Origin of the sequence: Nocardioides flavescens (genome assembly GCF_009823805.1) — a bacterium.
GTDB lineage: Bacteria > Actinomycetota > Actinomycetes > Propionibacteriales > Nocardioidaceae > Nocardioides > Nocardioides flavescens.
The window spans coordinates 134,746-161,216 of the sequence record NZ_WUEK01000008.1; the positions used below are offsets into that span (position 1 = coordinate 134,746).

General features: G+C 71.2%; 23 protein-coding genes. 21 read left to right on the forward strand and 2 right to left on the reverse strand.

Annotated features, from left to right (window positions below; genetic code table 11):
* Window positions 1–9 precede the first annotated feature (9 nt).
* The 16 genes from pgsA to GRQ65_RS14100 all read left to right on the forward strand — a co-directional run bounded on the left by pgsA (window position 10) and on the right by GRQ65_RS14100 (window position 16,254).
* Complete coding sequence (gene pgsA, locus GRQ65_RS14025; protein ID WP_160878594.1) at window positions 10–624, forward strand: phosphatidylinositol phosphate synthase; 615 nt, start codon at window positions 10–12, stop codon at window positions 622–624.
* A complete protein-coding gene (gene pdxS / locus GRQ65_RS14030; RefSeq protein ID WP_160878595.1) occupies window positions 621–1,556 on the forward strand; it encodes a pyridoxal 5'-phosphate synthase lyase subunit PdxS in 936 nt (311 codons plus the stop codon). The genes pgsA and pdxS overlap by 4 nt, the downstream gene beginning before the upstream one ends.
* Before the next feature lie 213 nt (window positions 1,557–1,769).
* Window positions 1,770–2,498 (forward strand): hypothetical protein, encoded by a 729-nt coding sequence (locus GRQ65_RS14035; protein ID WP_160878596.1) that lies wholly within the window; start codon window positions 1,770–1,772, stop codon window positions 2,496–2,498.
* Window positions 2,483–3,886, forward strand: a complete 1,404-nt coding sequence (locus tag GRQ65_RS14040; protein ID WP_160878597.1) for a hypothetical protein — start codon at window positions 2,483–2,485, stop codon at window positions 3,884–3,886. The genes GRQ65_RS14035 and GRQ65_RS14040 overlap by 16 nt, the downstream gene beginning before the upstream one ends.
* On the forward strand, window positions 3,883–4,794 hold the full coding sequence (locus GRQ65_RS14045; RefSeq protein WP_160878598.1) for a S26 family signal peptidase: 912 nt from the start codon (window positions 3,883–3,885) through the stop codon (window positions 4,792–4,794). Before GRQ65_RS14040 ends, GRQ65_RS14045 begins: the two co-directional genes overlap by 4 nt.
* Before the next feature lie 168 nt (window positions 4,795–4,962).
* Complete coding sequence (locus GRQ65_RS14050; RefSeq protein WP_160878599.1) at window positions 4,963–5,148, forward strand: hypothetical protein; 186 nt, start codon at window positions 4,963–4,965, stop codon at window positions 5,146–5,148.
* Window positions 5,149–5,179: 31 nt separating this feature from the next.
* Window positions 5,180–5,812 (forward strand): pyridoxal 5'-phosphate synthase glutaminase subunit PdxT, encoded by a 633-nt coding sequence (gene pdxT / locus GRQ65_RS14055; RefSeq protein WP_160878600.1) that lies wholly within the window; start codon window positions 5,180–5,182, stop codon window positions 5,810–5,812.
* Window positions 5,813–5,829: 17 nt separating this feature from the next.
* On the forward strand, window positions 5,830–6,594 hold the full coding sequence (locus GRQ65_RS14060) for a YebC/PmpR family DNA-binding transcriptional regulator (RefSeq protein ID WP_160878601.1): 765 nt from the start codon (window positions 5,830–5,832) through the stop codon (window positions 6,592–6,594).
* 234 nt (window positions 6,595–6,828) lie between these two features.
* The gene (gene ruvC / locus GRQ65_RS14065; RefSeq protein WP_160878602.1) at window positions 6,829–7,344 is read left to right on the forward strand and encodes a crossover junction endodeoxyribonuclease RuvC; all 516 of its coding nucleotides are present in this window, start codon (window positions 6,829–6,831) and stop codon (window positions 7,342–7,344) included.
* Window positions 7,341–7,937 (forward strand): Holliday junction branch migration protein RuvA, encoded by a 597-nt coding sequence (gene ruvA / locus GRQ65_RS14070; protein ID WP_160878603.1) that lies wholly within the window; start codon window positions 7,341–7,343, stop codon window positions 7,935–7,937. Before ruvC ends, ruvA begins: the two co-directional genes overlap by 4 nt.
* 4 nt (window positions 7,938–7,941) lie before the next feature.
* The gene (gene ruvB, locus GRQ65_RS14075) at window positions 7,942–8,997 is read left to right on the forward strand and encodes a Holliday junction branch migration DNA helicase RuvB (RefSeq protein WP_160878604.1); all 1,056 of its coding nucleotides are present in this window, start codon (window positions 7,942–7,944) and stop codon (window positions 8,995–8,997) included.
* Between the two features lie 770 nt (window positions 8,998–9,767).
* Window positions 9,768–10,088 (forward strand): preprotein translocase subunit YajC, encoded by a 321-nt coding sequence (gene yajC / locus GRQ65_RS14080; RefSeq protein ID WP_160878605.1) that lies wholly within the window; start codon window positions 9,768–9,770, stop codon window positions 10,086–10,088.
* Window positions 10,088–11,983: a protein translocase subunit SecD gene (secD, locus tag GRQ65_RS14085; RefSeq protein ID WP_160878606.1), complete on the forward strand. Its 1,896-nt coding sequence runs from the start codon at window positions 10,088–10,090 to the stop codon at window positions 11,981–11,983. Before yajC ends, secD begins: the two co-directional genes overlap by 1 nt.
* The gene (gene secF / locus GRQ65_RS14090) at window positions 11,983–13,236 is read left to right on the forward strand and encodes a protein translocase subunit SecF (protein WP_160878607.1); all 1,254 of its coding nucleotides are present in this window, start codon (window positions 11,983–11,985) and stop codon (window positions 13,234–13,236) included. Before secD ends, secF begins: the two co-directional genes overlap by 1 nt.
* Window positions 13,237–13,246: 10 nt before the next feature.
* Window positions 13,247–13,828, forward strand: coding sequence for an adenine phosphoribosyltransferase (locus GRQ65_RS14095; RefSeq protein WP_160878608.1), 582 nt, complete (start codon window positions 13,247–13,249; stop codon window positions 13,826–13,828).
* A gap of 191 nt (window positions 13,829–14,019) precedes the next feature.
* Complete coding sequence (locus GRQ65_RS14100; RefSeq protein WP_160878704.1) at window positions 14,020–16,254, forward strand: RelA/SpoT family protein; 2,235 nt, start codon at window positions 14,020–14,022, stop codon at window positions 16,252–16,254.
* A 185-nt stretch (window positions 16,255–16,439) separates the two neighbouring features.
* On the opposite strand, the gene GRQ65_RS14105 is transcribed toward GRQ65_RS14100, so the two are convergent.
* Both GRQ65_RS14105 and GRQ65_RS14110 read right to left on the reverse strand, forming a co-directional pair.
* Window positions 16,440–17,420, reverse strand: coding sequence for a type IV toxin-antitoxin system AbiEi family antitoxin domain-containing protein (locus GRQ65_RS14105; protein ID WP_160878609.1), 981 nt, complete (start codon window positions 17,418–17,420; stop codon window positions 16,440–16,442).
* Window positions 17,421–17,692: 272 nt separating this feature from the next.
* Window positions 17,693–18,874, reverse strand: coding sequence for a DUF349 domain-containing protein (locus GRQ65_RS14110; RefSeq protein WP_337191746.1), 1,182 nt, complete (start codon window positions 18,872–18,874; stop codon window positions 17,693–17,695).
* Between the two features lie 457 nt (window positions 18,875–19,331).
* Between GRQ65_RS14110 and GRQ65_RS14115 the strand changes: the two genes are divergently transcribed.
* The 5 genes from GRQ65_RS14115 (at window position 19,332) to GRQ65_RS14135 (ending at window position 26,410) form a co-directional block, all read left to right on the forward strand.
* Window positions 19,332–20,021: an MBL fold metallo-hydrolase gene (locus GRQ65_RS14115; protein ID WP_160878611.1), complete on the forward strand. Its 690-nt coding sequence runs from the start codon at window positions 19,332–19,334 to the stop codon at window positions 20,019–20,021.
* A 16-nt stretch (window positions 20,022–20,037) separates the two neighbouring features.
* On the forward strand, window positions 20,038–21,381 hold the full coding sequence (hisS, locus tag GRQ65_RS14120; RefSeq protein WP_160878612.1) for a histidine--tRNA ligase: 1,344 nt from the start codon (window positions 20,038–20,040) through the stop codon (window positions 21,379–21,381).
* Window positions 21,378–23,171 carry an aspartate--tRNA ligase gene (gene aspS / locus GRQ65_RS14125; RefSeq protein ID WP_160878613.1) on the forward strand — a complete coding sequence of 598 codons (1,794 nt, stop codon included), beginning with the start codon at window positions 21,378–21,380 and terminating at the stop codon, window positions 23,169–23,171. The genes hisS and aspS overlap by 4 nt, the downstream gene beginning before the upstream one ends.
* 360 nt (window positions 23,172–23,531) lie before the next feature.
* Entirely contained in the window at window positions 23,532–24,563 is a 1,032-nt protein-coding gene (locus tag GRQ65_RS14130) for an ABC transporter permease (protein WP_337191729.1), read from the forward strand.
* An 86-nt stretch (window positions 24,564–24,649) separates the two neighbouring features.
* Window positions 24,650–26,410 carry an ABC transporter substrate-binding protein gene (locus GRQ65_RS14135; RefSeq protein WP_160878614.1) on the forward strand — a complete coding sequence of 587 codons (1,761 nt, stop codon included), beginning with the start codon at window positions 24,650–24,652 and terminating at the stop codon, window positions 26,408–26,410.
* Window positions 26,411–26,471: the final 61 nt, after the last annotated feature.

A 26,471-nucleotide genomic window follows, 5' to 3' on the forward strand; every position in this document is an offset into this window, starting at 1 on the left:
TCGTCGGTCGTGCTCGACCGGTTCAAGGCCTTCTGGCAGGGCAAGGCCCTCGCCCCCTTCATCAACCTGTTCATCCGCCTGGGCGTCAGCCCCGACGTGGTGACCCTGGTCGGCACCCTCGGGGTCTCCCTCGGGGCGCTGGTGTTCTTCCCCCAGGGCTGGCTGTGGCAGGGCGTCCTGGTGGTGACGGCGTTCGTCTTCAGCGACCTCGTCGACGGGGCGATGGCGCGCAAGGTCGGGCGCACCGACCTGTTCGGCGCGTTCCTCGACTCGACCCTCGACCGGGTCGCCGACGCGGCGCTGTTCGGCGCGATGGCGATGTTCTTCGCCTGGCAGGCCGAGTCGCGGCTCTACCTCGTGCTCTCGCTGGTCTGCCTGTCGATGGGCGCGGTGACGTCGTACGCGCGGAGCAAGGGCGAGCAGCTCGGCTTCGACGCCAAGACCGGTCTGGCAGAGCGGCCGGACCGGCTCGTGGGGCTGCTCGTGCCGACGTTCTTCGGCGACCTGCTGGGGCTGCCGATCCTCTACGAGATCGCGCTGTGGCTGATCGCGGCCCTGTCCACGATCACCGTCGTGCAGCGGATCCTGCTGGTGCGGAGGCAGGCGCTAACGTCTGCAGCATGAGCACCCAGCACGACGCACAGCAGGACGCGCAGCACGACACGCACGAGGCTCCCGCCACCGGCACGACCCGCGTCAAGCGGGGGATGGCGGAGATGCTGAAGGGCGGCGTCATCATGGACGTCGTCACCGCCGAGCAGGCCAAGATCGCCGAGGACGCCGGCGCCGTCGCCGTCATGGCGCTCGAGCGCGTGCCCGCCGACATCCGCGCCGAGGGCGGGGTGTCGCGCATGAGCGACCCGGACATGATCGACGGCATCATCGAGGCGGTCTCGATCCCGGTGATGGCCAAGGCCCGCATCGGCCACTTCGCCGAGGCGCAGGTGCTGCAGTCGCTCGGCGTCGACTACGTCGACGAGTCCGAGGTGCTGACCCCGGCCGACTACGCCAACCACATCGACAAGTGGGCCTTCACCGTGCCCTTCGTCTGCGGTGCGACCAACCTCGGCGAGGCCCTGCGCCGCATCACCGAGGGCGCAGCGATGATCCGCTCGAAGGGCGAGGCCGGCACCGGCGACGTCTCCAACGCGGTCACGCACATGCGCACGATCCGTCGCGAGATCCGCCGCCTCGGTGCGCTCGACCCCGACGAGCTCTACGTCGCTGCGAAGGACATGCAGGCGCCCTACGAGCTGGTCGCCGAGGTCGCTCGCGCCGGCAAGCTCCCGGTGGTGCTCTTCACCGCCGGCGGCATCGCCACCCCGGCGGACGCCGCGATGATGATGCAGCTCGGCGCCGAGGGCGTCTTCGTCGGCTCCGGCATCTTCAAGTCGGGCAACCCCGCCCAGCGGGCCGAGGCGATCGTGCAGGCGACCACCTTCCACGACGACCCCGACGTGGTCGCGAAGGTCTCCCGCGGGCTCGGCGAGGCCATGGTCGGACTCAACGTGGAGCAGATCCCGCAGCCGCACCGACTCGCCGAGCGCGGCTGGTGAGTCTGTCAAACAAAACCTGACAAATCCCTTCTCGACACCCCCGGGAGCATTTATCCTGGGGGTGTCGAGGTGTCCGGGGGGCTTGTCGTCAGACGTGCCGGAGCCCTCGACGGGGCGGCCTGCACGGGCACCGGCACACACGCGACACGGCACCACGCATCTGTCAGATGACCGCACCGGCGGTCCTCCCTCTCAGATCGGTTGCCCTCCCCGATGTCGAACCACCTGCACGACCTGAACGACCGCGCGCGCGTCACCGACGGTCCCCACCACCTCGACCAGACCACGCGCCCGCGGCGTCGCTTCCTGCCGCTCGTCTGGGCGGCCAGCGCCGTCGCGGCCATCGTCCTGGTGCTCGGCGTCAACGGGACGCTCTCGGCCTGGACGTCGGCGATCGTCACCAACAGCACCAACTCGGTGGCCACGGCCAACGCGCTGATCCTCAAGGAGTCCAACGGCGCCGCCGACTGCTACAGCAGCCAGGGCGCGGCCAACTCCTACACCTGCGCCACGATCAACAAGTACGGCGGCACGACCACGCCCTTCAGCCCGGGTGACAGCCGCACCTTCGACGTGACGTTCTCCAACGCCGGCGCGGCGACGGGCAGCACGTTCACGCTCACCCCCGGCACCTGCACCCAGACGCCGACCGCCAACGCCGCGGCGACCCCGCCGGTCAACAACCTCTGCACGGCGACCGGCGAGCTCACCGTGGCGATGAGTTGCTCGAACGGAACGACCTACAACGGCGCCCAGCTGTGGAGCGATCTGACCTACGCCGCCGGTCCGCCCTCGGCCCTGACCGAGAAGACCCACACGGCCCTCGGGGCCGGTCCCGGCGCCTCCTGGACCTGCCGCTTCACCGTCGCACTGAACGCCAACGCGAGCGTCGCGGACCAGGGCATCGTCGTCTCGCAGCCCCTCGTGTGGACCCTGAGCTGAGGCTCGCCCACCGTCGGCACCGGGCGGGGGCGGGGGCGGCCGCAGCGGCGGTCGCCCTGCTCCTGCTCGTGTGGACGAGCACCTCACCCGCGCTGGGCGCGTGGACGAGGGGCGTCGTCACCAACCAGACCAACGGAGCCCGGACCGGCACGCTGGCCTTCACCGTCACCGGCTCGAGCGGCGGCGCCTGTGCTCAGGCGGCCGGGGTGACCTCCACGCTGGCGGCGCCGCAGGCCTGCCCGGGCTCGCTGGTCGGCTCCGGGTCGGTGAGCAACGCGGGGACGACAGCAGCAGCCGGCATCTCGGCCACGGTGCGCGGGGAGTCGTGCGGCACGGTCCAGCTCGCCGACCGGATCGCGCCCTCGGCCCCGATGGTGCCGCGCCGCTCCGTGCAGTTCCGCCAGACCGGGCCGTACGGCGCCGGCTCGGCGATCACCTTGGGCACCTCGCCGAGCGGACCGGCGTACGCCGCCTCGGTGCAGTCGCAGACCAGCACGTCGGTCAACGGCGGGCGCTACGGCTACGGCATCTGGTTCCGTGCGGCGTCCGGGCAGGGCGGCACCCTCTTCAGCTTCGACGCCAGCCCGACCGACACCGCGACGTCGGGGCAGGACGACCGCACCCTGAGCCTCGGCACCGACGGCCGCCTGACCTTCACGGCGCTGCGCGGGCTCAACCTGCTCCAGCCCGCCCCGGCGACCACGACGGCGTCGTACGCCGACGGCTCATGGCACTTCGCCTACGTCACCATGGTCGTGTCGGGCCTGACCCTGACCACCACGGTCTTCGTCGACGGGCAGCAGGCGGCCCAGCAGCAGGCCCTCAACGCGGTCGTGGTCCAGTACGTCACCACCACCGGCTACTGGCACGTCGGCTGGGGCGCCGTGTCGACGCCCGCCTACTTCACCGGGTCGCTGTCGAACTTCGTGGTCTTCGCCGGCGGCAACGCACCCGCCGTGCCGGCGAGCAACCCGGCCAACCAGACCGCGATGAACACCTTCGCCACGGGCGCCACCGACCACTGGGTGCTCGACGACACCGGAACGACGACCTGGACCGGGACGCAGCCCGTCATCGGCACCACCTCGCCCTGCGCGCTCACGCTGCTGACCTGGACCTTCGCCTCGCCCGCCGCCACGGCGTTCACGTCGCTGCCCGCCTCGACGGTCGCCGCGGGGACGGCGTACGCCGTCGCGGCCGTCCCCGGGCCCGGCGCACCGCAGACCTCGACCCTGAGCGTCGCCCGGGCGAGCGGCGCCGACGCCTACGTCGCCGGCCTGCGGCTGCTGGTGCCGCTGACCTACAGGGTCGTGGCGGGCGCCGCCGGCAGCGGGTGGACGCAGACGTTCCGGTTCGCGAGCGCCGACTCCGCGGTGGTCGTGCCGTGAGGCCCGGCCCGCCCCGGCGACGCAGCCCCGCGCTGGTGCTCGAGCTCGCCGCCCTCGCGGTGGTGCTCGCCGCGCTCGCGTCGTGTGTGCTGTTCCGGGTGACGGGCGGGCACTGGGAGCGCGTCGAGAGCCCGTCGATGGGCACGGCCGCCCCGGTCGGCACGCTCCTGTGGGTGCGGCCGGCCACGGTCGAGGAGCTGCGGGTCGGCGACGTCGTGACCTTCCACCGGCCCGGCGTGGTCGACGGGCCGGTCTACAGCCACCGGGTGCGCGCTCTGCTCGAGGACGGCACCTTCGAGACCCGGGGCGACCTCAGCGGCGACGACAAGTGGCGCGTCGACGAGCAGGACCTCGTCGGGCGGGTCGTGTGGGCCTGGCCCGGCGCGGGACGCCTCGTCGAGGCGACTCCCGTGCTGCTGGCCGGTGGCCTGCTGACCGCCATCGTCGTCGCGCTGGTGCGCCGCAGCGGCAAGCTGCCGCTCGCCGTGGTCGGCGCGGCCCTCACCCTGACCGCGGCGATGGTCGTGCACCAGCCGTTGACCGCCGTCGAGCAGCTCGGGCCGGCCGCGCCGGCGTCGGCCGGCGCTGTCCCCAGCGTGCGGCTGGTCTCGACCGGGCTCCTGCCGGTGCGCCTCGCCTCGGCGGTCGGCGGTGACGTCGAGCTCGGACCCGGTCAGGCCGGCGTCGTCGCGCCCGTGGTCGAGGCCGGGCGGCTGCAGCTCGACCTGCGGCCCGCCGTACCCCCGTGGGTGTGGGTGCTCATCGTCGTCGCCTGCCTGGCGCCGGCCGTCGTCAGCGCCTGGCGACCGGGACCGCCCCCGCCTCCTCGTCGGCCGTCGCCCGCACGGCGCCCGCATCGGCGGCTCCCCGGGCGAGCCGGTCACGCGCGGCCCCTGAGCCGGGTGTGAGCCGGGTCTGACCGGGCTCCCTGGCCCGTTCGGGTCATGCCGCGCCCGGCCGGGCAGACCTGCTACGGCGTTCGGTCGAGCCGCGCTCGATCACGCCTGCGGGTGCTCGCCGATCCGCTTCGCTGGTCCTGTCGCGGCACCCGGCCGCGCGGGAGCGAGGAGTGCGCGGTGGTCCGCTCGAGGGTCGGCGTGGTCGCGATCGTGGTGCTCGTCGCGGTGCCCGGCGTGCTGGCGTCGTCGTTGATCCACGACACGAGCGGTGCGCACCTCGAGCTCGCTCCTCTCTTCCTCGCCGCGGGCGTCGCCGCCGTCACAGTGTGGCGCCACCGGCTCCTCGTGCGCGCCCGGCGCTGAGCGCCGGCGAGGCGCTGCCTACCATCCCGGGGTGGCCCCACCGATCGGCGTCCTCGCCCTCCAGGGCGACGTGCGCGAGCACGTCGCCGTGCTCGACTCGCTCGGCGTGCGCGCGGTCGCCGTACGCCGTGAGCGCGAGCTGGCCGGGGTGGCCGGGCTCGTCATCCCGGGCGGGGAGTCGACGACGATGATCCGCCTCGCCCGCACCTTCGGACTGCTCGAGCCGCTGCGCGAGCGGATCGCGTCCGGCATGCCGGCGTTCGGCACCTGCGCCGGGATGATCCTGCTCGCCGACCGGGTGCTCGACGGGGAGCGCGGCCAGGAGACCCTCGGTGGGCTCGACGTCACGGTGCGCCGCAACGCCTTCGGGCGTCAGGTCGACTCCTCCGAGCGCGAGGTGAGCGTGCGCGGTCTCGACGCCCCCGTGCACGCGGTCTTCATCCGGGCCCCGTGGGTCGAGTCGGCCGGGCCGGGGGTCGAGGTGCTGGCCCGCACCGAGGCCGCCACGGGGCCGGACGACGCGAGCGCGCCGGACGACGGCGCAGGTAGGATCGTCATGGTCCGTCAAGGACCGCTGATGGCGACGTCGTTCCACCCCGAGGTGGCGGGCGGCTCCGGTGTGCACCGGATGTTCGTCGACCTCGTCGCCGTCCACACGTCGTAGTTGGGAAGAGGTAAGCCATGTCCGGCCACTCCAAGTGGGCGACCACCAAGCACAAGAAGGCCGTCATCGACGCCCGCCGCGGCAAGATGTTCGCCAAGCTCATCAAGAACATCGAGGTCGCCGCGCGCATGGGCGGGGGAGACCCCGGCGGCAACCCGACGCTCTACGACGCGATCCAGAAGGCCAAGAAGTCCTCGGTCCCCAACGACAACATCGACCGCGCCGTCAAGCGCGGCTCCGGTGCGGAGTCGGGCGGCGCCGACTACACCACGATCATGTACGAGGGCTACGGCCCCAGCGGCGTCGCGATGCTCATCGAGTGCCTCACCGACAACAAGAACCGCGCCGCCATGGAGGTCCGCACCGCGATGACCCGCAACGGCGGCTCGCTCGCCGACCCGGGCTCGGTCTCCTTCCTCTTCCACCGCAAGGGCGTCGTCGTCGTGCCGGCCGACCAGGAGGGCAAGACCCTCGCCGAGGACGACATCCTCGAGGCGACCCTCGACGCCGGTGCCGACGACGTCAACGACCTCGGTGAGGCCTTCGAGGTCGTCTCCGAGCCGACCGATCTGGTCGGCGTGCGCACGGCCCTGCAGGCCGCCGGCATCGACTACGACTCCGCCGAGGCGTCGTTCGTCCCCGACATGCAGGTCGAGCTCGACAAGGACGCCGCGACCAAGATGTTCCGCCTCGTCGAGGCCCTCGAGGACCTCGACGACGTGCAGAACGTCTACGCCAACTACGACGTCTCCGGCGAGGTCATGGAGTCGCTCGACGCCTGAGGCGTGCTCGGAGCCCGCCACCGGTGGTCGGGGAAGGACGACGTCCTGCCGGCCCGGTGGTTGAGGAAGGACGGAGTCCGGTCTCGAAACCACTCCCACGGCGGTGGTGGTGTCGAGACGGTCGCCAGCGCGACCTCCTCAACCAGCGGTGGGCCCGCGTGTCCTGCGCGGTCGCGGGAGCGCCTGCGGGATAGCGTGCTCGTGCGAACACCTGTTCGGACGAGAGGGAGACCCATGCGCGTGCTCGGCATCGACCCCGGCCTGACCCGGTGCGGTGTCGGCGTCGTCGAGGGTGAGGTCGGACGACCCCTGCGCCTCGTCGATGTCGGCGTGATCCGCACCCCGACCGGGGAGTCCACGCCGCAGCGGCTGGTCCACCTCGAGCGCGCGATCGACGCCTGGTTGGAGGAGCACCGTCCGCAGGCGGTCGCCGTCGAGCAGGTCTTCGCCCGCAGCGCGGTCTCGACCGTCATGGGCACGGCCCAGGCCAGTGGGATCGCGATGGTCTGCGCGGCCCGGCGCGGGCTGCCGGTCGCGCTGCACACCCCCAGCGAGGTCAAGGCCGCGGTGTCGGGCAACGGCCGTGCCGACAAGGCGCAGGTCGGGCTCATGGTGACCCGCATCCTGCGCCTCGACGCGGCGCCCAAGCCCGCCGACGCCGCCGACGCCTTGGCGCTGGCCATCACCCACATCTGGCGCGGGGGAGCCCGGCGCCGCATCGAGGAAGCTCTGGAGAAGGCAGGCCGATGATCGCGTTCGTGAAGGGCCCGGTGGCCCAGGTGACCCTGTCGAGCGCCGTGCTCGAGGTCGGCGGCGTGGGCCTCGAGCTGATCTGCACGCCCGGCACGCTCGCCACCCTGCGCACCGGGCAGGTGGCGACGCTGCCGACGAGCATGGTGGTCCGCGAGGACTCGATGACGCTGTTCGGCTTCCTCGACGACGACGAGAAGGCCGTCTTCGAGCTGGTGCAGACGGCCGGGGGAGTCGGGCCCAAGCTCGCCCAGGCGATGCTCGCCGTGCTCAGCCCCGACGACCTGCGCACCGCCGTGGCGGCCCAGGACGTCAAGACGCTGACCAAGGTGCCCGGCATCGGCCAGAAGGTCGCCCAGCGCATCATCCTCGAGCTCGGCGACCGCCTGGGCCCCGCCACGGGGGTGGTGCGCTCGGGCGGACCGGCGCCGGTGGACGCCTGGCGCGACCAGGTCCACCAGGGCCTCACCGGGCTCGGCTGGCCCGCGCGGGAGGCGGAGCGGGCCGTCGACGCCGTGGCAGACCAGGCCGGCGACCGACCGGACGTCGGCGCCCTGATGCGCGCGGCGCTGCAGACGCTGAGCCGGGCCTGAGCCGGTGGCCGAGCCCAGCCAGCGCAGCCAGCACAGCCTGACCACCGCCGACGCCGAGCCCGACGAGCGGGCCGTCGAGGCGGCCCTGCGCCCGCGCTCGCTCGATGAGGTCGTCGGCCAGCAGCGGGTGCGCGAGCAGCTCGCCCTGGTGCTCGACGCCGCCCGGCTGCGCGAGCGGGCCCCCGACCACGTGCTCCTCAGCGGGCCGCCCGGGCTCGGCAAGACGACGCTGGCGATGATCATCGCCTCCGAGCTCGGCAGCCCGCTGCGGCTGACCAGCGGCCCGGCGCTCACCCACGCCGGCGACCTCGCCGCGATCCTGTCGGGGCTCAACGAGGGTGACGTCCTCTTCATCGACGAGATCCACCGGATGTCGCGGGCGGCCGAGGAGATGCTCTACCTCGCCATGGAGGACTTCCGGGTCGACGTCGTGATCGGCAAGGGTCCGGGGGCCACGGCGATCCCGCTCGAGATCCCGCCGTTCACGATGGTCGGCGCGACGACCCGCGCGGGTCTGCTCCCCGGGCCGCTGCGCGACCGGTTCGGCTTCACGGGCCACCTCGAGTTCTACGAGCCCCACGAGCTCGACCGCATCGTCCACCGCTCGGCCGGGCTGCTCGGTGTACCCGTCTCCGGCGACGGTGCCGCCGAGATCGCCTCGCGCTCGCGCGGCACCCCACGCATCGCCAACCGCCTGCTGCGCCGCGTCCGCGACTTCGCGCAGGTGCGCGCCGACGGCGTCGTCTCGCTCGAGGTCGCGCAGGCCGCCCTCGAGCTCTACGAGGTCGACGAGATCGGCCTCGACCGGCTCGACCGCGGTGTGCTCGACGTGCTCTGCCGCCGCTTCGGCGGCGGCCCCGTCGGACTCTCGACCCTCGCGGTCGCGGTGGGCGAGGAGCGCGAGACGGTCGAGGAGGTCGCCGAGCCCTTCCTGGTGCGCCAGGGCTTCCTCGCCCGCACCCCGCGCGGTCGGATCGCCACACCGGCCGCATGGGCACACCTGGGCCTGCGGGTGCCCCAGGGGGCACCGGTGGCCGAGGTCCCCCTCTTCGAGGAGTGATTGACACCGTACTTTTGGGCGAGGATGCTGTCGGTCGCAAGCCTCTCCTCTAGAACGGTGAATTCATGTCTCGGGTCTTGAAAGTCATTGTTGTTCTGGCACTCACCGCGGGTCTGGGTTGGTTCGCTACGCCCGCCTACGCCGCGGTAACAACCACTTCGTCTTGTAGCGCCGGCGGCTTCACGGGGTACATCCGCACATCCACGTCGACAGCGAGCGCGGGGACCGTCTACTCCGTCGAGTATCGAATCGACAAGGGCTCGAACAGCGGAGGGAACAAGGCGAACGTCGTCTGGTACGACTACGCGACCACACCCACCAAGACCGCTTCTACCGGTAGCGGTGTGCAAGATAACGGGTGGCACACGCTGCTCAGCACGAACTACTACCGGGGGACGGGCGGCGCTGCATTCAAGTTCGTATTTGACAAGTCGCTCAGCGACCCGACATGCAACAAGTCGTTCCCCTTGGGGTGACCTTGTCCATCTCAGACGGCCGCGCGGAACTCAGTTCCGCGCGGCCGTTGTGCTCGGAAACAGCGGGTCCTGAACGACGTCAGATCTAGCGTGTTGGCTATGAGTTAGCGCGAAGAGTTAGCGCGAAGGAGCGTTGATAGCTGGCCGCTTCGTATCGTGCGCCTACCAGCGCAGCAGCGAGGTAGCCGAAACATAGTGTCTTGTTATGGGGAACGAACACTGAGGCTGCAGGAGGCCGAGGCCGGTACCCCGCGATGCGGCCTGGGTCACGCGCCGCCCGTAGACTTCCCCGTCGTGCAAGACCTCGCCGCGCTGCTGCCCTTCGTCGGGTTGGCCCTCATCTTCTGGCTGCTGCTGATCCGTCCGCAGCAGCGCCGCCAACGGGAACTCGCGAGCATGCAGTCGTCGTTGGGGGTGGGGGACGAGGTCGTGCTGACCTCCGGTGTCTACGGCACCATCCGCTCCCTGGACGACGAGGGCGGTGCCCGGATCGAGATCGCCGACGGCGTGACGATCCGGGTGGTGCGCGCCGCGATCGGCCAGGTCGTGCGTGGTGACGACACCGACGACACCGACGACACCGGTGTCGCGAACGACGTCTCGGAGGAGAGCTGATGGCCCGCAGGACCGCCCGACCGGGACGCACGCTCGTCTCGTTCTTCATCGGGCTCGCGATCGCCTTCGGGTTGGTCGCGCTCACCGGTACGTGGAAGCCCGAGCTCGGTCTCGACCTCCAGGGCGGCACCAGGATCACCCTCATCGCCAAGGGCAACCCGACCTCGGAGAACCTCGAAGAGGCGCGCTCGATCATCGACCAGCGCGTCAACGGCTCCGGTGTCTCCGAGGCCGAGGTCGTCGCCGAGGGCAGTGACGTCATCGTCGTCGAGATCCCCGGCGACAGCCGGCGCGACCTGACCGAGACCGTCGAGCGGCAGGCGCAGCTCCGGTTCCGCGTCGTCGCCTGCTCCGACCTCGACCCCACGCTGTGCGCCGGCGGCGCCACCGCGACCGACCCGACCGTCCCCGGCTCGGACACCACCACGGATCCCGGCGCGGGCGTCATCGCCCCCAGCGCCACCCCCAGTGCCGACGCCACCACCGGTCCTTCCGACGCCGCGCCGAGCACCGACGCGAGCTCGGCTCCGTCCGACGCCACCTCGGGTGCCGCGTCCGACGCCGCGACCCCCTCGGGGTCCGCCAACCGGGCGCCGGCGCGCTACGCCACCAGCGACCAGGCCAGCGAGACGGCGTCCCCGTCTGCCGAGCCGAGCGCCTCCGCATCCGCGTCCGCCTCGGCCTCGACCGAGCCGAGCGACGGCGCCACGGCCGGCACGACGGACGAGGCCAACACGCCGATCCCCGCGCCGGACGGCGGCCCGGACGTCGCCGACCCGCTGACCTGGATCAACGCCCCCAACCAGGCGGCCATCGACGCCTACAACGCCTTCACCTGCCCGCAGGACGGCAGCCCGGTCAACGTCGAGGACGACCCGGCCAAGCCGCTCGTGTCGTGCCAGTGGGACCCGGATGCCCAGGTCGCGACGAAGTACCTCCTCTCCGCCGCGATGATCGAGGGCAGCGAGCTCGACTCGGCTGACGCCGTCATTCCGCAGAGCCAGGTCAACTACGTCGTCCAGCTCGACTTCAACGGCGCCGGGACCAAGGCGTTCACCGAGATCTCGCGGGCCCTCGTCAACACCGACAAGCAGTTCGGTGTGGTCCTCGACGGGCAGGTGATCTCCGCGCCGCAGATGAACGCGCTCATCACCAACGGCCAGCCGCAGATCGAAGGTGGGTTCACCCAGGAGAGCGCCCAGAGCCTCGCCACCAGCCTCCGGTACGGCGCGCTGCCGATCGCCTTCGAGGACCCCTCGACCGAGACGATCGGCCCCTCGCTCGCCGGTGACCAGCTGCGTGCCGGTCTGATCGCGGGCGCCTTCGGTCTCGGCCTGGTGCTGATCTACTGCCTGATCTACTACCGCGGCCTCGGCCTGGTCGTCGTCAGCTCGCTGCTCGCGGCCGCTGCGCTCACCTACGCCCTCGTGCTGCTGCTCAGCAAGACCGCCGGCTTCACGCTCACGCTGCCCGGCATCGCGGGTCTGATCATCGCCGTCGGTGTCACCGCCGACTCCTTCATCATCTTCTTCGAGCGCATCCGCGACGAGATGCGCGAGGGCAAGACGATGCGCGTCGCGGTGGAGACCGGCTGGAAGCGCGCGAAGGTCACGCGACTCGCCGCCCAGGTCGTCTCGCTGCTCTCGGCTGCGGTGCTCTACATCTTCGCGACCGGCGCCGTGAAGGGCTTCGGGTTCGCCCTCGGTCTCTCGACCCTGGTCGACCTCGCGATCCTGTTCTGGTTCACCAAGCCGATGGTGTCCTGGCTGGCGCGCTTCCACTTCTTCAACTCCGGCTCCCGGTTCTCCGGGCTCAGCCGCGAGACCCTCGGCATGGACGGTCCCGCCGCACCCGCGGCCCGACGTACCTCGGCACCGGCTGGAGGCAAGGCCTGATGGGCAAGTTCTCGCGTCTCGGCAACGACCTCTACGGCGGTCGCAAGTCGATCGACTTCGTCCACCAGCGTGCGCTCTGGTACGCCGTGTCGACGGTCCTCGTGGCACTGGCGATCGTGGTCGTCGTCGTCAAGGGGCTCAACTTCGGCGTGGAGTTCACCGGCGGCACGCAGTACCGCGTGCCGCTGGCGGCCGGCCAGGTCACCCAGGCCAACGCCGACAAGGTGCGCGAGGCCGTCGCCGACGCCGGCATCGAGGGTGTCGAGAACCCCGTCGTGACGACGGCCGGCGACACGCTCCTGGTGCAGGTCGAGGAGATCCCGCAGGCCACCAGCGACGAGGTCGTCAAGGTCATCGACGCCACCGTGAGCCCGACGGCGGAGATCTCCCAGGACGAGATCAGCGCCAGCTGGGGCCAGCAGGTGGGTCAGCGGGCCGCGATCGGCGTCGCGGTCTTCCTGGTCCTGGTGATGCTGTTCATCGGCTTCTACTTCCGCGAGTGGAAGATGTCGCTCGCCGCGCTCGTCGCGCTGGTCCACGACATCGTCATCACCATCGGCGTCTACGCCCTCTCGGGCTTCCCGGTCACGCCCGCGGCCGTCACCGGTCTGCTGGCCATCCTCGGCTTCTCGCTCTACGACACGGTCGTGGTGTTCGACAAGGTCAAGGAGAACACCCACCAGATGCGCCAGAACCGCCAGACCTACGCGCAGGCCGCCAACCTGGCGGTCAACCAGACGCTGGTGCGCTCGGTCAACACCGGCATCGTGGCGCTCATCCCGATCGGCGCGATCCTCTTCACCAGCACCGCGCTGCTCGGCGCGAGCTCGCTCAAGGACCTCGCGCTCAGCCAGTTCGTCGGCATGGCCGTCGGCGTCTACTCCTCGATCTTCCTCGCGCCGCGCGTGCTGGTGCACCTGAAGTCCGGTGAGAGTGAGGTCGTGCTCGCCGAGCGCCGCGCCAAGGCCCGTGCTCGCAACGCCGTCGACCCCTACGCCACCGTGCCGGTCTTCACCGACGACATGGCGGTCTCCGAGGACCCGGAGCGCGACGGCGGCGGCATCGCCGTGCTCGACGAGGAGGACGAGTACGACGAGGGCTACGACGACCAGCCCGCGCGTCGGCGTACCGCCCCGCAGAGCGACGCCCTCGGCCGGGGCCGCACGGCGCCGACCCAGTCGCGTCCGGTCGGGCCCAGCTCGTCCTCGGGTCGGCAGCAGCCCAGCCGCGCCCCGCGCTCGAAGCGGAAGTGACCGCGCACCCGTGACGGTCTCCTCCGCGCAGTCCTCGACGCAGTCCTCCGTCCGGTCCGCCGCGCAGTCGGCGCTCGAGCGGCTCATCGTCGACGTCCCCGACTACCCGCAGGCCGGGGTGGTCTTCAAGGACATCACGCCGCTGCTCGCCGACCACGACGGCTTCACCGCGGTCGTCGAGGGCCTGGCCGGCGCCGGCCGCGGGACGGACGGTGCGACGGTGGTCGACAAGGTCGTGGGCATGGAGGCGCGCGGGTTCATCCTCGCTGCCCCGGTCGCCCTGGCGCTGGGGGCCGGCTTCGTGCCCGTGCGCAAGGCCGGCAAGCTGCCCCGCGAGACCCACGCGGTGTCGTACTCGCTGGAGTACGGCGAGGCCACGCTCGAGCTGCACCGCGACGCCGTGCAGCCCGGCGACCGGGTGCTGCTCGTCGACGACGTGCTCGCCACCGGCGGAACGGTCGCGGCGACCCGCGAGCTCGTCGAGCGCTGCGGCGGCACCGTGGTCGGGGTGGCGGTGCTGATGGAGCTCAGCTTCCTGCCCGGGCGCGACGCGGTCGGCGACGTGCCCCTCACCTCGCTGCTGACGATCTGAGCGCTGTGCGCGGCGCGGACGTCGGTGCTGCCGCGTAGGCTGGGCGAATGACCGAGGAGCGCACCGAACCCCGCGCCCCGCAGGCGACCACGCCTGCGGCGCCGGCCCCGGAGCGCACGCCCCGCTCGCGGCGCAACGCCATGCGCGCCGAGGAGCGCGGCGAGGGCACGACCCCCGCGACGACGCGCTCGATGCGTGCCCGGCTGGCGCGGGTGGCGACCCGCACGGCCGCGCCCGGCAACCCCCAGCTCGAGCCGCTGTTCCGCGCCGTACGAGCCAACCACCCGAAGGCCGACCTGGCCCTGCTCGAGCGGGCCTACACCACGGCGGCCGAGCTCCACGGCACGCAGATGCGCAAGTCGGGTGACCCCTACATCACCCACCCGCTCGCGGTGACCACGATCCTCGCCGACATCGGCATGACCGAGTCGACGCTGGTGGCCGCTCTCCTCCACGACACCGTCGAGGACACGCCGTACACCCTGGCCCAGGTCGAGGCCGACTTCGGCGCCGAGGTCGCGCGGCTGGTCGACGGCGTGACCAAGCTCGACAAGGTCAAGTACGGCGACTCCGCGCAGGCCGAGACCATCCGCAAGATGATCGTCGCGATGTCGCGCGACATCCGGGTGCTCGTCATCAAGCTCGCCGACCGGCTGCACAACATGCGCACGCTGCGCTACGTGCGCCAGGAGACCCAGGAGCGGGTCGCGCGCGAGACGCTCGACATCTACGCCCCGCTGGCCCACCGGCTGGGCATGAACACCATCAAGTGGGAGCTCGAGGACCTCGCGTTCGCGACGCTGCACCCCAAGATCTACGACGAGATCGTCCGGATGGTCGCCGAGCGCGCGCCCTCGCGCGACTCCTTCCTCGCCGAGGTCATCAGCAACGTCGAGAAGGACCTGCGCGAGGCCAAGATCAAGGCCACGGTCACCGGCCGGCCCAAGCACTACTACTCGATCTACCAGAAGATGATCGTCGGGGGCCGGGAGTTCTCCGACATCTACGACCTCGTCGGCATCCGCATCCTCGTCGCCGACGACCGCGACTGCTACTCGGTCCTCGGCGTCCTCCACTCGCGGTGGAACCCCGTCCTCGGGCGGTTCAAGGACTACGTCGCGATGCCGAAGTTCAACATGTACCAGTCGCTGCACACCACCGTGATCGGCCCGCAGGGCAAGCCGGTCGAGATGCAGATCCGCACCTTCGCGATGCACCGCCGTGCGGAGTACGGCGTCGCGGCCCACTGGAAGTACAAGGAGGACGGCCGCGCCGGCCTCGACACCGAGCGCCTCGGTGACATGGACGACATGTCCTGGGTGCGCCAGCTCCTCGACTGGCAGAGCGAGGTCGAGGACCCGGGAGAGTTCCTCGAGTCGCTGCGCTTCGAGATCAACCGTGCCGAGACCTACGTCTTCACCCCGCGCGGCGACGTCATCGCCCTGCCCGCCGGCTCCACCCCGGTCGACTTCGCCTACGCCGTGCACACCGAGGTCGGTCACCACACCATCGGCGCGCGGGTCAACGGTCGCCTCGTGCCGCTCGAGTCGACCCTCGAGAACGGCGACGTCGTCGAGGTCTTCACCTCCAAGGCTCAGAACGCCGCGCCCTCGCGCGACTGGCTCGGCTTCGTCCGCTCACCGCGCGCCAAGTCCAAGATCCGCCAGTGGTTCACCAAGGAGCGGCGCGAGGAGGCGATCGAGCAGGGCAAGGAGCAGATCGCCAAGCTGATGCGCAAGGAGGGGCTGCCCCTCAAGCGGCTGATGTCGCACGAGTCGCTCACCGAGGCGGCCGGGCACTTCAGCTACGCCGACGTCTCCGCGCTCTACGCCGCCGTCGGCGAGGGCAACGTCTCGGCCCAGGCCGTCGTACGCCGCGTCGTCGACCTGCACGGGGGCGAGCAGGGCGCCAACGAGGACCTCGCCGAGGCCGTCACCATCACGGGTCGGCGGGCCCGCTCCAAGGCGACCAGCGGCGGCGACGCCGGCGTCATCGTCAAGGGCGCGCCCGACGTGTGGGTCAAGCTCGCCAAGTGCTGCACCCCCGTGCCGCCCGACCAGATCCTCGGCTTCGTCACCAAGGGCGGGGGAGTCTCGGTGCACCGCACCGACTGCACCAACGCCGCCGAGCTGCGCACCCAGCCCGAGAAGCTCCTCGAGGTCGAGTGGGCCCCGACCGGCCAGTCGACGTTCCTGGTCAACATCCAGGTCGAGGCCCTCGACCGCGCCCGGCTGCTGGCCGACATCACCATGGTGCTGTCGGACGCCCACGTCAACATCCTCAGCGCCAACCTCTCGACCACCCGCAACCGCGTCGCCAAGAGCCGCTTCACCTTCGAGATGGCCGAGGCCAAGCACCTCGACAACGTCCTGCGCGCCGTCCGCTCCGTCCCCGGCGTCTTCGACGCCTACCGCGTCACCGCCTGACCGCACGCCGAGCCGGCGCAGAGTGCTGCTGGATGTACGCCGAGCCGGCGCAGAGTGCTGCTGGATGTACGCCGAGCCGGCGCAGAGTGCTGCTGGATGTACGCCGAGCCGGCGCAGAGTGCTGCTGGATGTACGCCGAGCCGGCGCAGAGTGCTGGTCAGGCTGCCTCGCCGTTGGGCGGAGGATCAGCGTCTCGAGAGATCCGAGACGACTTCCGCACCTCGTTGTCGACGCAGTGCACGGGCGGTCGCGGCGATCTCGAGGTCGACGGTCCTCGCTTGGCCGTAGACCTCGTGGCGGGTGAAGACGAGGATCGTCCACCCGAGGTCCCGCAGCGCCGAGCGGCGTTCTTCGTCAGCTGCCCGTTGCTGGTCGGAGGAGTGCCACTCCTCCCCGTCGTACTCGATGCCGAGCTTGAGCGTCTCGTCGGCGAGGTCGAGTCTGGCGATGAACCTGTCGCCCGACCACACCTCCAGCTGGGGGACCAGACGCAGTCGCGCTTCCAGTCCGCGTAGACGCAGGACGCTCTCGCCCGGCGACTCCGCTCGCGCGTCCGCCAGGGTCGCCGCGGTCCGCAGGGTCGTCACCCACCGCATCCCCTTGAACCGCTCGACCCCGACGATCAGCTCGTCAGCACTGAACTGCCGGAGACGGAGCATGGTGTCGAGCGCGCTGACGGCGTCATCGAGCCAGCGGGTCCGTCCGAGATCCCAGCTGGTGCGCAGCGGGCTCGTGACCTGCAGTCCTGCGACCTCGATGACGTCGCCCCTGCCGAAGGTCCGCTCTCCGCTGTCGGCGAGGGCGCAGCGCAGTCGGCGTCCGGGTGTGGGGAGGTACATCGACACCGGCTGGAGCTGCAGGTGCTCCTGCGGCCGCAACACCATCTCTGCCCCGTGGAGCCACCCAGCGTGGCGGTCCACGATCACAGCGTCTTCAGGCGCCACCAGCTTCAGACACGCTGCCCGGAGCGCGAGTGAGTCGCCGAGAAGCGTGGCCGCGTACACGCCGTGGATCGGACGGCGGAGCAGGCCCTCCGTCAGAAGCCTGTCGAGGTCCCAGCGAGTGACGCCGGATCGAAGTGCCTCGCGGCGGGTGAACGGCTCGTCGGCAGGGAGCGGGAACGGCGGCCCCAGTCGCGAGGTCGCCACCATGTCGTCAAGATCCATGCTCGGCAGCGTGGCCCTCGCGGCAGGCGGTCACACCGGCCACTGAGTGAGCTGTGGAGAACCGTCAGGACGACCTGTGCGCTTCGCACATTGCGCCGGGTCGGCGTGCGCTCAGCAGCAGTTTGCGCCGGGTCGGCGTGCGCTCAGCAGCAGTTTGCGCCGGGTCGGCGTACGTCCAGCAACAATTTGCGCCGGGTCGGCGTGCGCCCAGTGGCAGTTTGCGCCGGGTCGGCGTGCGCTCAGCAGCAGTTTGCGCCGGGTCGGCGTGCCCTCTAGCCGGAGTAGTCGGCGCTGACGCGGCGGGCCATGTCGAGGAAGGACTGGCGGGAGGCGAGGTTCTCCTCCAGCTCGCGGACCTTCTTCTCATTGCCGGTGGCGCGGGCCTTCTCCAGGTCGGCCTCGACCGTCGCGATGGCGGCCTCGAGCTTGGTGACCATGTCGTCGGCGCGGGCCGACTTCTCCGGGTCGGAGCGCCGCCACTGCTCGTCCTCGACGGAGCGGATGGCGTTCTCGACGGCGCGCATGCGGCCCTCGAGCTCCTTCATCCGGTCGCGCGGGACCTTGCCGGCGGCGTCCCAGCGCTCGGCGAGGTCGCGGAAGGCGCGCTTGGCGGCGTCGAGGTCGGTGACGGGCACGAGCGCCTCGGCCTCGACCAGGAGCTGCTCCTTGACCTCGGCGTTGCCGGCGAACTCCGCGTCGAGCGCGGCGTTGGCGGCGTCGCGGGCACCGAAGAACCGGTCCTGCGCGGCGCGGAAGCGCCGCCACAACTCGTCGTCGATGTCCTTGGGGGCGGGGCCGGCGGCCTTCCACTGACGCATCAGGTCGCGGTAGCGGCCGGCGGTCGGACCCCACTCGGTGGAGTCGGCGACGGCCTCGGCCTCCTTGACGAGCCGCTCCTTGACGGCACGAGCGCCCTCGCGCTGCTCGTTCTGCTCGGCGAAGTGCGCCTTGCGCCGGCGGGTGTACGTCGTGCGCGCGCTCGAGAACCGGCGCCACAGGGCGTCGTCGCTCGCGCGGTCGATGCGGGGGAGCGCCTTCCACTCGTCGAGCAGGGCCCGCAGTCGGTTGGCGCCGCCTCGCCAGTCGGTGCCCTCGGCGAGCTTCTCGGCCTCGGCGACCAGCTTCTCCTTGCCGGCCTTGGCGGCGGCCGAGCGCTGGGCCTTCTCGGCGCGACGCGACTCGCGCTGGCCGTCGAGGACCGGTCGCAGGGCGTCGAGGCGCGCGCTCAACGAGGCGAGGTCTCCCACGGCGTTGGCGTCGGTGACCTGGGCGGTGACTTTCTTGATCGACTCCTGCGCCTCTTCCGGAGACATCACGCCGGAGCGGATCCGCTGCTCGAGCAGCTCGACCTCGAAGGCGAGCGCGGCGAAGCGCTCGGTGAAGAAGTGCAGGGCCTCGGCGGGCGTGCCGGCGGGGTACTGCCCGACGGGCCGCTCACCGTCGGCGGTGCGCACGAAGACGTTGCCCTCGTCGTCGACCCGGCCCCACTCGTGCTCGGTCGGACCGTCGGGGGCACCGGGGGTGCCCGCCGGGGGCGTGGGAGCGGCCGGCGCGGCGGGGGCCTGCGGACGCGGTCCCGGGCGCGGCCCGGGGCGGGGTACGGCGCTCGGTGTCGGAGTGGGCGCCTCGGAGGACACCCCGGAGGACACCCCGGAGGGCGCTGCGTCACGCGCTTCACCAGCCGCCGACTCGGGTGCGCCGTCGCCCGCAGCGGCCGCCTCGACCTCGTCCGCACCGCTCGGCGTCACGGACTGGGGGTCCGTCTCCGGACCTGACTCTCGGCCCGACTCGTGATCAGGCACAGCACCCTCGCTCATCACTGCCGGATAGTAGTCGGCGTCACCTACAGGGGCCGAGGGCCCCGGTGAAACCGATGCGTGCTCGTGATCGCCGCACCGATACGGTGGGTCGGTGCTGATCGCCGCCTTCCCCGCCGGTCCGTGGCAGACCAACTGCTACGTCGTGGCGACCGCACCCGGCGCGGAGTGCGTGGTCATCGACCCGGGCATGGACTCCACCGACGCGGTCCGTCGCGTGGTGGAGGAGCACCGTCTCAAGCCGGTCAGCGTGCTCGTCACTCACGGCCATGTCGACCACATGTTCTGCGTGGCCCCGGTGGCCGGCGGCTACGACGCCACGGCCTGGATCCACCCGGCCGACCGCCACCTGCTCAACGACCCGCTCGCCGGGATGTCCCCGGACTCGGCGCGGATGCTCCTGGGCGGCGACCACAGCTGGGCCGAGCCCGACGACGTGCGCGAGCTCGACGACGACCAGAGCCTCGAGCTCGCCGGCATCAGCTTCCACGTCGACCACACCCCGGGCCACACCGCCGGCTCCGTCACCTTCCGCACGCCGTACGCCGACCTGGCGGAGGTCTCCGAGGTGATGTTCGCGGGCGACCTGCTCTTCGCGGGCTCGATCGGGCGCACCGACCTGCCGGGCGGCGACCACCCGACGATGCTGCGCACGCTGGCCACCAAGGTGCTGCCGCTGGCCGACGACGACATCGTGGTCCTGCCCGGGCACGGGGAGCAGACCACCATCGGTCGCGAGCGGGCGACCAACCCCTACCTGCAGGACCTCCCCACCCACAGCTGAGGACGCCTCCACACGCATGTCTGACAAGCCCACGCCCCTGAGCGGGTTCCCCGAGCTGCTGCCCGAGCACCGGGTCGTCGAGCGCGCCGTGATCGCGAGCCTGTCGCGCACCTTCGAGCTCCACGGGTTCGCCAACATCGAGACCCGCGCGGTCGAGCCGCTCGAGCGGCTCTCCAAGGGCGGGGAGATCGACAAGGAGATCTACGTCCTGCGCCGCCTGCAGGCCGAGGACTCCGCCGGCGACTCCGGCCTCGCCCTCCACTTCGACCTCACGGTGCCCTTCGCGCGCTACGTCCTCGAGCACGCCGGCAAGCTCGAGTTCCCCTTCCGTCGCTTCCAGATCCAGCCCGCCTGGCGCGGTGAGCGGCCGCAGGAAGGGCGCTACCGCCAGTTCACGCAGGCCGACATCGACATCGTCGGGCGCGACACCCTCGGCTTCCACCACGACGTCGAGGTCGTGCGGGTCATGGCCGAGGCCCTCGCCGAGCTGCCGCTGCCGGGACTCTCGATCCAGGTCAACAACCGCAAGCTGATCCAGGGTTTCTACCGCGGCCTCGGCATCCCCGACGTCACCGCCGCGATCCGCCAGATCGACAAGCTCGACAAGCAGGAGCCCGGCGCTGTCGTCGCGCTGCTGGTGAGCGAGGCCGGGGCCAGCGAGGAGCAGGCCTGGCGCTGCGTCGAGATGGCCCGGCTCCGCACCAGCGACACCGTCTACCTGCGTGAGTACGTCGAGGGGCTCGGCGTCGAGGACGAGCTGCTCGCCACCGGGCTCGACGAGCTCGTCGCGGTCGTCGACGGGTGCGCCGGCGTCGCGGGGGAGCGGGTGCGTGTCGAGGCCAACCTGCGCATCGCCCGCGGGCTCGACTACTACACCGGCACCGTGCTCGAGATCTTCCTCGACGGCTACGAACGGCTGAAGTCGATCGGGGGTGGCGGGCGCTACGACGCCCTCGCGAGCGACGGCCGCACGACGTACCCCGGGGTGGGTGTGAGCTTCGGCGTCTCGCGCACCGTCGTGCCCCTGCTGGCCGACGGGGCGCTGGCCCCGGGCCGCAAGGTGCCGAGCCTGGTACTCGTCGCCCTCGCCGACGAGGAGAGCCGCCCGGCCAGTGACGCCGTCGCCCGCGCCCTGCGCAGCCGGGGCATCGCCACCGAGGTGGCCGCCAGCCCGCAGAAGTTCGGCAAGCAGATTCGCTACGCCGAGCGCCGCGACATCCCCTACGTGTGGTTCCCCGCGACCGACGGGTCCGACGGGACCGACGGGGGGACCGACCACCAGGTCAAGGACATCCGCAGCGGCGACCAGTCCGCCGCCGACCCCCACAGCTGGACGCCAGCAGAGGAGACAGAGAAGTGATCCGCACCCACGACGCAGGCAGCCTGCGAGCCGAGCACGCCGGCGAGACGGTCACGCTGGCCGGCTGGGTCGCGCGCCGCCGCGACCACGGCGGCGTCACCTTCATCGACCTGCGCGAGGCCTCGGGCGTCGTGCAGGTCGTCGTGCGCGACGAGTCGGTCGCCCACCAGCTGCGCAACGAGTTCTGCGTGCAGGTGACCGGCGAGGTCGCCGTGCGCCCCGAGGGCAACACCAACCCGGCCCTGCCCACCGGTGAGATCGAGGTGATCTCACCGGAGGGTGGCCTGGTCGTCCTCTCCACCGCCGCGCCGCTGCCGTTCCCGATCGACGACGCGGGCTCCTCGGCCGGCGAGGTGGGGGAGGAGGCCCGGCTGAAGTACCGCTACCTCGACCTGCGCCGCTCCGGCCCCAGCTCCGCCCTGCGGCTGCGCAGCAAGATCAACAAGGCGGCCCGCGACGTCCTGGACCGCCACGACTTCGTCGAGGTCGAGACGCCGACGCTGACCCGCTCGACGCCCGAGGGCGCGCGCGACTTCCTGGTGCCGGCGCGGCTGCGCCCGGGCAGCTGGTACGCCTTGCCCCAGAGCCCGCAGCTGTTCAAGCAGCTGCTGATGGTCGCCGGCATGGAGCGCTACTTCCAGATCGCGCGCTGCTACCGCGACGAGGACTTCCGAGCCGACCGCCAGCCGGAGTTCACCCAGCTCGACATCGAGATGAGCTTCGTCGAGCAGGACGACGTCATCGAGCTGATGGAGGACGTGCTCGAGGCGATGTGGGCGCAGGCCGGCCACACGATCCCGCGCCCCATCCCGCGGATGACGTACGCCGACGCGATGGCGAAGTACGGCTCCGACAAGCCGGACCTGCGCATGGGCCTCGAGCTCGTCGACTGCACCGACTACTTCGCGGACACGCCGTTCCGCGTCTTCCAGGCGGCGTACGTCGGCGCCGTGGTCATGCCGGGCGGCGGCAGCCAGCCGCGGCGCCAGTTCGACGCGTGGCAGGAGTGGGCGAAGCAGCGCGGCGCCAAGGGCCTCGCCTACGTCACGGTCTCCGACGACGGCGAGCTCGGCGGGCCGGTCGCCAAGAACATCACCGACGAGGAGAAGGCGGGACTCGCCGCGCACGTCGGTGCGCAGCCAGGAGACTGCATCTTCTTCGCCGCCGGGCCCGCCAAGTCCAGCCGGGCCCTGCTGGGGGCCGCCCGTCTCGAGATCGGCCGGCGCGGCGGGATGCTCGACGACTCGCAGTTCGCCTTCACCTGGGTCGTCGACGCACCGCTCTTCGAGCCGAGCTCCGATGCCGTCGCCAGCGGCGACGTCGCGGTAGGGGCCGGGGCGTGGACCGCGGTCCACCACGCCTTCACCAGCCCCAAGGCGGAGTTCCTCGACTCCTTCGACACCGACCCGGGCAGCGCGCTCGCCTACGCCTACGACATCGTGTGCAACGGCAACGAGCTCGGTGGCGGCTCGATCCGTATCCACCGCGACGACATCCAGCGCCGGGTCTTCGACGTCATGGGGATCGGTGCGGAGGAGGCGCAGGAGAAGTTCGGCTTCCTGCTGGACGCCTTCACCTTCGGTGCGCCCCCGCACGGCGGCATCGCGGTCGGCATGGACCGGATCGTCGCCCTGCTCGCGGGTGTCGACTCGATCCGCGAGGTGATCGCCTTCCCGAAGTCCGGCGGCGGCTACGACCCGCTGACCGCGGCGCCCGCGCCGATCACCTCGCAGCAGCGCAAGGAGGCCGGCGTCGACGCCAAGCCGGCCGCGCCCGCTCCGCAGGCCTGAGCACCATTCGCGGCACCCGTCCGCGGCACCACGGCCCGTCCGGCTCCGCCGGGCGGGCCGTCGCCGTCGGACCGTGACCTCGTCGTGCTCGTCGTCGGCCGGCGTCGGCCCCGACCGCGGAGGAAGTCCTGCGGCGAGGCCCCCTCTTCGACCGGACGTCCTGCGGCGAGCACCGGTCGGACGGGCCGCCAATGACGCTGGAAAAGTCGTTGACAGGACGCCGTGACGCCATCCGCCCGAGATCAGATCGTTACCGGCTCGCGATCTACGACGCGTGCTGGGTCACATAGAGTGCGTCGTCGGCAGGGCAACCAGTGCCTGTCCCTTCACGAGTGGTTCGGGCTGCGCAAAGGAGACCAGGTGTCGCTGACGACCTCCAACCTCGAGTCCCACGGAGACGACGACTTCGTCGACGTGGAGCCTCAGGGCGAGAGCGACGGCAAGGTCGACGTCGAGGGGCGCTCCCCACTGCGGCTGGCCTGGGCGCGGTTCCGCGCCGACAAGCTGTCGATGATCTCGTTCTACGTCACGGCGCTGTTCGTGATCGTCGCGATCAGCGCGCCGATCCTCATCAAGCTCGGCGTGCTCGACCCGCAGACCCCCGACTACACCCTCATCGACTACTCCACCGGCGGGCTGCCCATCGGCTGGGGCGGCGGCATCAGCTGGAGCCACCCGCTCGGCGTGGAGCCCGGCATCGGTCGCGACGTCCTCTCCCGGCTCTGGCTGGGCGCGACCATCTCGCTGTCCATCGCCCTGTCGGCCGCGATCATCACCGTCATCATCGGCACGGTCCTCGGCATCATCGCCGGCTTCAGCGGCGGCCTCGTCGACAGCGCCATCGGGCGGATCATCGACCTGGTCCTGTCCTTCCCGAGCACGCTGATGCTCCTGGCGCTCTCGGGTGTCGTCGTCGACCGGATGCGCGACGTCGGGGTGCCCAACGGGCCCAACGGCGCCTTCGTCAACGGCTTCTACGTCGTGATCGTGCTGGCCGCCTTCGGGTGGCCGCCGGTCGCCCGTCTGATCCGCGGCCAGGTGCTCTCGATCCGCGAGCGCGAGTTCGTCGACGCCGCGATCCTCATGGGCGCCTCGCGGTCGCGGATCTACTTCAAGGAGATCCTGCCCAACCTGTGGGCCCCGCTGCTGGTCTACTTCACGCTCCTCATGCCGACCTACGTCTCGGCCGAGGCCGCGCTGTCGTTCCTCAACGTCGGCATCAAGAACCCCACGCCGACGCTCGGCAACGTGCTCAACGGCGCCCTGCCGTACGCCTACACCGACTTCGTCTTCTTCTTCGTGCCGGCGGCCGTCATCGCGGCCATCGTCATCTCGTTCAACCTGCTGGGCGACGGAGCCCGCGACGCCCTCGACCCGCGAGCCGCGCGCTGACCCAGCGCCGCCCGGGGTCCACAGACTTTCCACTGGAAAGAACCGCCGCACGCGCGGCGACACATCCCCTCCGAAGGAGAACATTGATGGGAACCAACAGGAAGCGGCTGGTAGCAGCAGCCGCGTCCATGGTGGTCGCCGTCGGCCTCGCCGGCTGCGGCGGCGGTGGAAGCGACAGCGAGTCCAACTCCGGCCCCTCCGAGGGCGCTCAGCCCGAGCGCACCGAGGCGACCAAGGGCGGTACGCTCTACTCGCTCGAGCAGGCCGTCACCGAGCACCTCGACCCGCAGCGCGTCTACGTCGGTCGCGACATCTCCAACCTCGGTCGCACGGTCTACCGCTCGTGGGTGACCTTCCCCGCGGGCGCGACCACCGAGGAGGAGGGCGCCACCCCGGTCCCCGACCTCGCCACCGACACCGGCACCCCCAACGAGGACGCCAGCCAGTGGCAGTTCACGCTGAAGGACGGCCCGAAGTGGCAGGACGGCCAGCCGATCACGTGTGAGGACTTCAAGTACGGCATGTCGCGCACGTTCGCGACCGACGTCATCACCGGCGGCCCGAACTACATCCTCGGCTACCTCGACATCCCCAAGGACTCCGACGGCAGCCCCGCCTACAAGGGTCCCTACACCGGCGAGGGCCAGGACCTGTACGACCAGGCCGTGACCTGCGACGGCAACACCATCACCTACCGGTTCAACAAGCCGTGGCCGGACTTCAACCTGGCCATCGCCTCGCTGCGTGCCTTCGACCCCTACCGCCAGGACCAGGACCAGGGCGACAAGTCGGACCTGCAGATCTTCTCGAACGGGCCCTACAAGCTCGACGGCGAGTGGAACGAGGACACCGGCGGCACGTTCGTCCGCAACGACCAGTGGGACGGCACGGAGGACACCATCCGCCAGGCCAACCCCGACTCGATCGTCTTCCAGATCGGCATCGAGGCCGAGACCGTGATCGACCGCCTCATCGCCGACTCGGGTGACGACGCCAACGCGATCTCGACCCGCAACATCACGCCGGCGCAGTACCCGCAGATCACCGGTGACGTGGAGGCGCGGGCGACCAACATCGTCTCGCCGTTCACCAACTACCTGCTGCCGAACTTCAACCGGATCACCAACGTGAAGGTCCGCGAGGCCCTGCGCCTGGCGACCAACCGTGCGGCGTACTCCGGTGCGCTCGGTGGCGACAAGGCATCGGTCCCGGCGCAGTCGATCGTCAACCCGAACGTCCCCGGCTACGAGGCCGACAGCCTCTACTCCGAGGACGGCAACCCCGACACCGAGGGCGCCAAGCAGGCGCTCGAGGAGTCCGGCGAGACGCTGCCCTACCCGATCAAGCTCACCTACCCGATCGGCTCGGAGGCCTCCGACAAGGCGTTCGCCGCCCTGAAGGCCTCCTACGACGAGGCCGGCTTCGAGACCACGCTCGACGGTCTCGACCCCTCGGGCCCCTACTACGACACCATCCAGAAGCCGGGTAGCGACAGCGACCTGATCTGGGGTGGCTGGGGTGCCGACTGGCCGTCGATCTCCACGGTGATCCCGCCGCTGTTCGACAGCCGCATCAACCTGACCAAGAACTCCAACGGCCAGGACTACGGCAACTACAAGTCCGACGAGGTCAACTCCGCCATCGACGCGGCGCTGGTCGAGCCGGACATCGACACGGCCAACGGCATGTGGGCCGACGTCAACCAGCAGCTCTCGGACGACGTCGCCTACATCGCGCTGGACAACACGAAGTTCTACTACCTCCACGGTTCCAACGTGGAGAACTACGTGAACTCGACCTCCACCTCCGGCTACCCGGACCTGGGCGTCATCTCGCTCAAGCAGTGACCTGACGGCCCGGCCGCGACGGGGGGAGACCCCGCCGCGGCCGGTGCCCCGGGCAGCACGA

What these genes read in the sequence shown, in the direction of transcription:
- pdxS (WP_160878595.1), top strand. Translation starts at nt 621, where the DNA reads ATGAGCACCCAGCACGACGCACAGCAGGACGCGCAGCACGACACGCAC.
- GRQ65_RS14035 (WP_160878596.1), top strand. Translation starts at nt 1,770, where the DNA reads ATGTCGAACCACCTGCACGACCTGAACGACCGCGCGCGCGTCACCGAC.
- GRQ65_RS14060 (WP_160878601.1), top strand. Translation starts at nt 5,830, where the DNA reads ATGTCCGGCCACTCCAAGTGGGCGACCACCAAGCACAAGAAGGCCGTC.
- ruvC (WP_160878602.1), top strand. Translation starts at nt 6,829, where the DNA reads ATGCGCGTGCTCGGCATCGACCCCGGCCTGACCCGGTGCGGTGTCGGC.
- ruvA (WP_160878603.1), top strand. Translation starts at nt 7,341, where the DNA reads ATGATCGCGTTCGTGAAGGGCCCGGTGGCCCAGGTGACCCTGTCGAGC.
- secD (WP_160878606.1), top strand. Translation starts at nt 10,088, where the DNA reads ATGGCCCGCAGGACCGCCCGACCGGGACGCACGCTCGTCTCGTTCTTC.
- secF (WP_160878607.1), top strand. Translation starts at nt 11,983, where the DNA reads ATGGGCAAGTTCTCGCGTCTCGGCAACGACCTCTACGGCGGTCGCAAG.
- GRQ65_RS14100 (WP_160878704.1), top strand. Translation starts at nt 14,020, where the DNA reads ATGCGTGCCCGGCTGGCGCGGGTGGCGACCCGCACGGCCGCGCCCGGC.
- GRQ65_RS14105 (WP_160878609.1), bottom strand. Translation starts at nt 17,420, where the DNA reads ATGGATCTTGACGACATGGTGGCGACCTCGCGACTGGGGCCGCCGTTC.
- hisS (WP_160878612.1), top strand. Translation starts at nt 20,038, where the DNA reads ATGTCTGACAAGCCCACGCCCCTGAGCGGGTTCCCCGAGCTGCTGCCC.
- GRQ65_RS14135 (WP_160878614.1), top strand. Translation starts at nt 24,650, where the DNA reads ATGGGAACCAACAGGAAGCGGCTGGTAGCAGCAGCCGCGTCCATGGTG.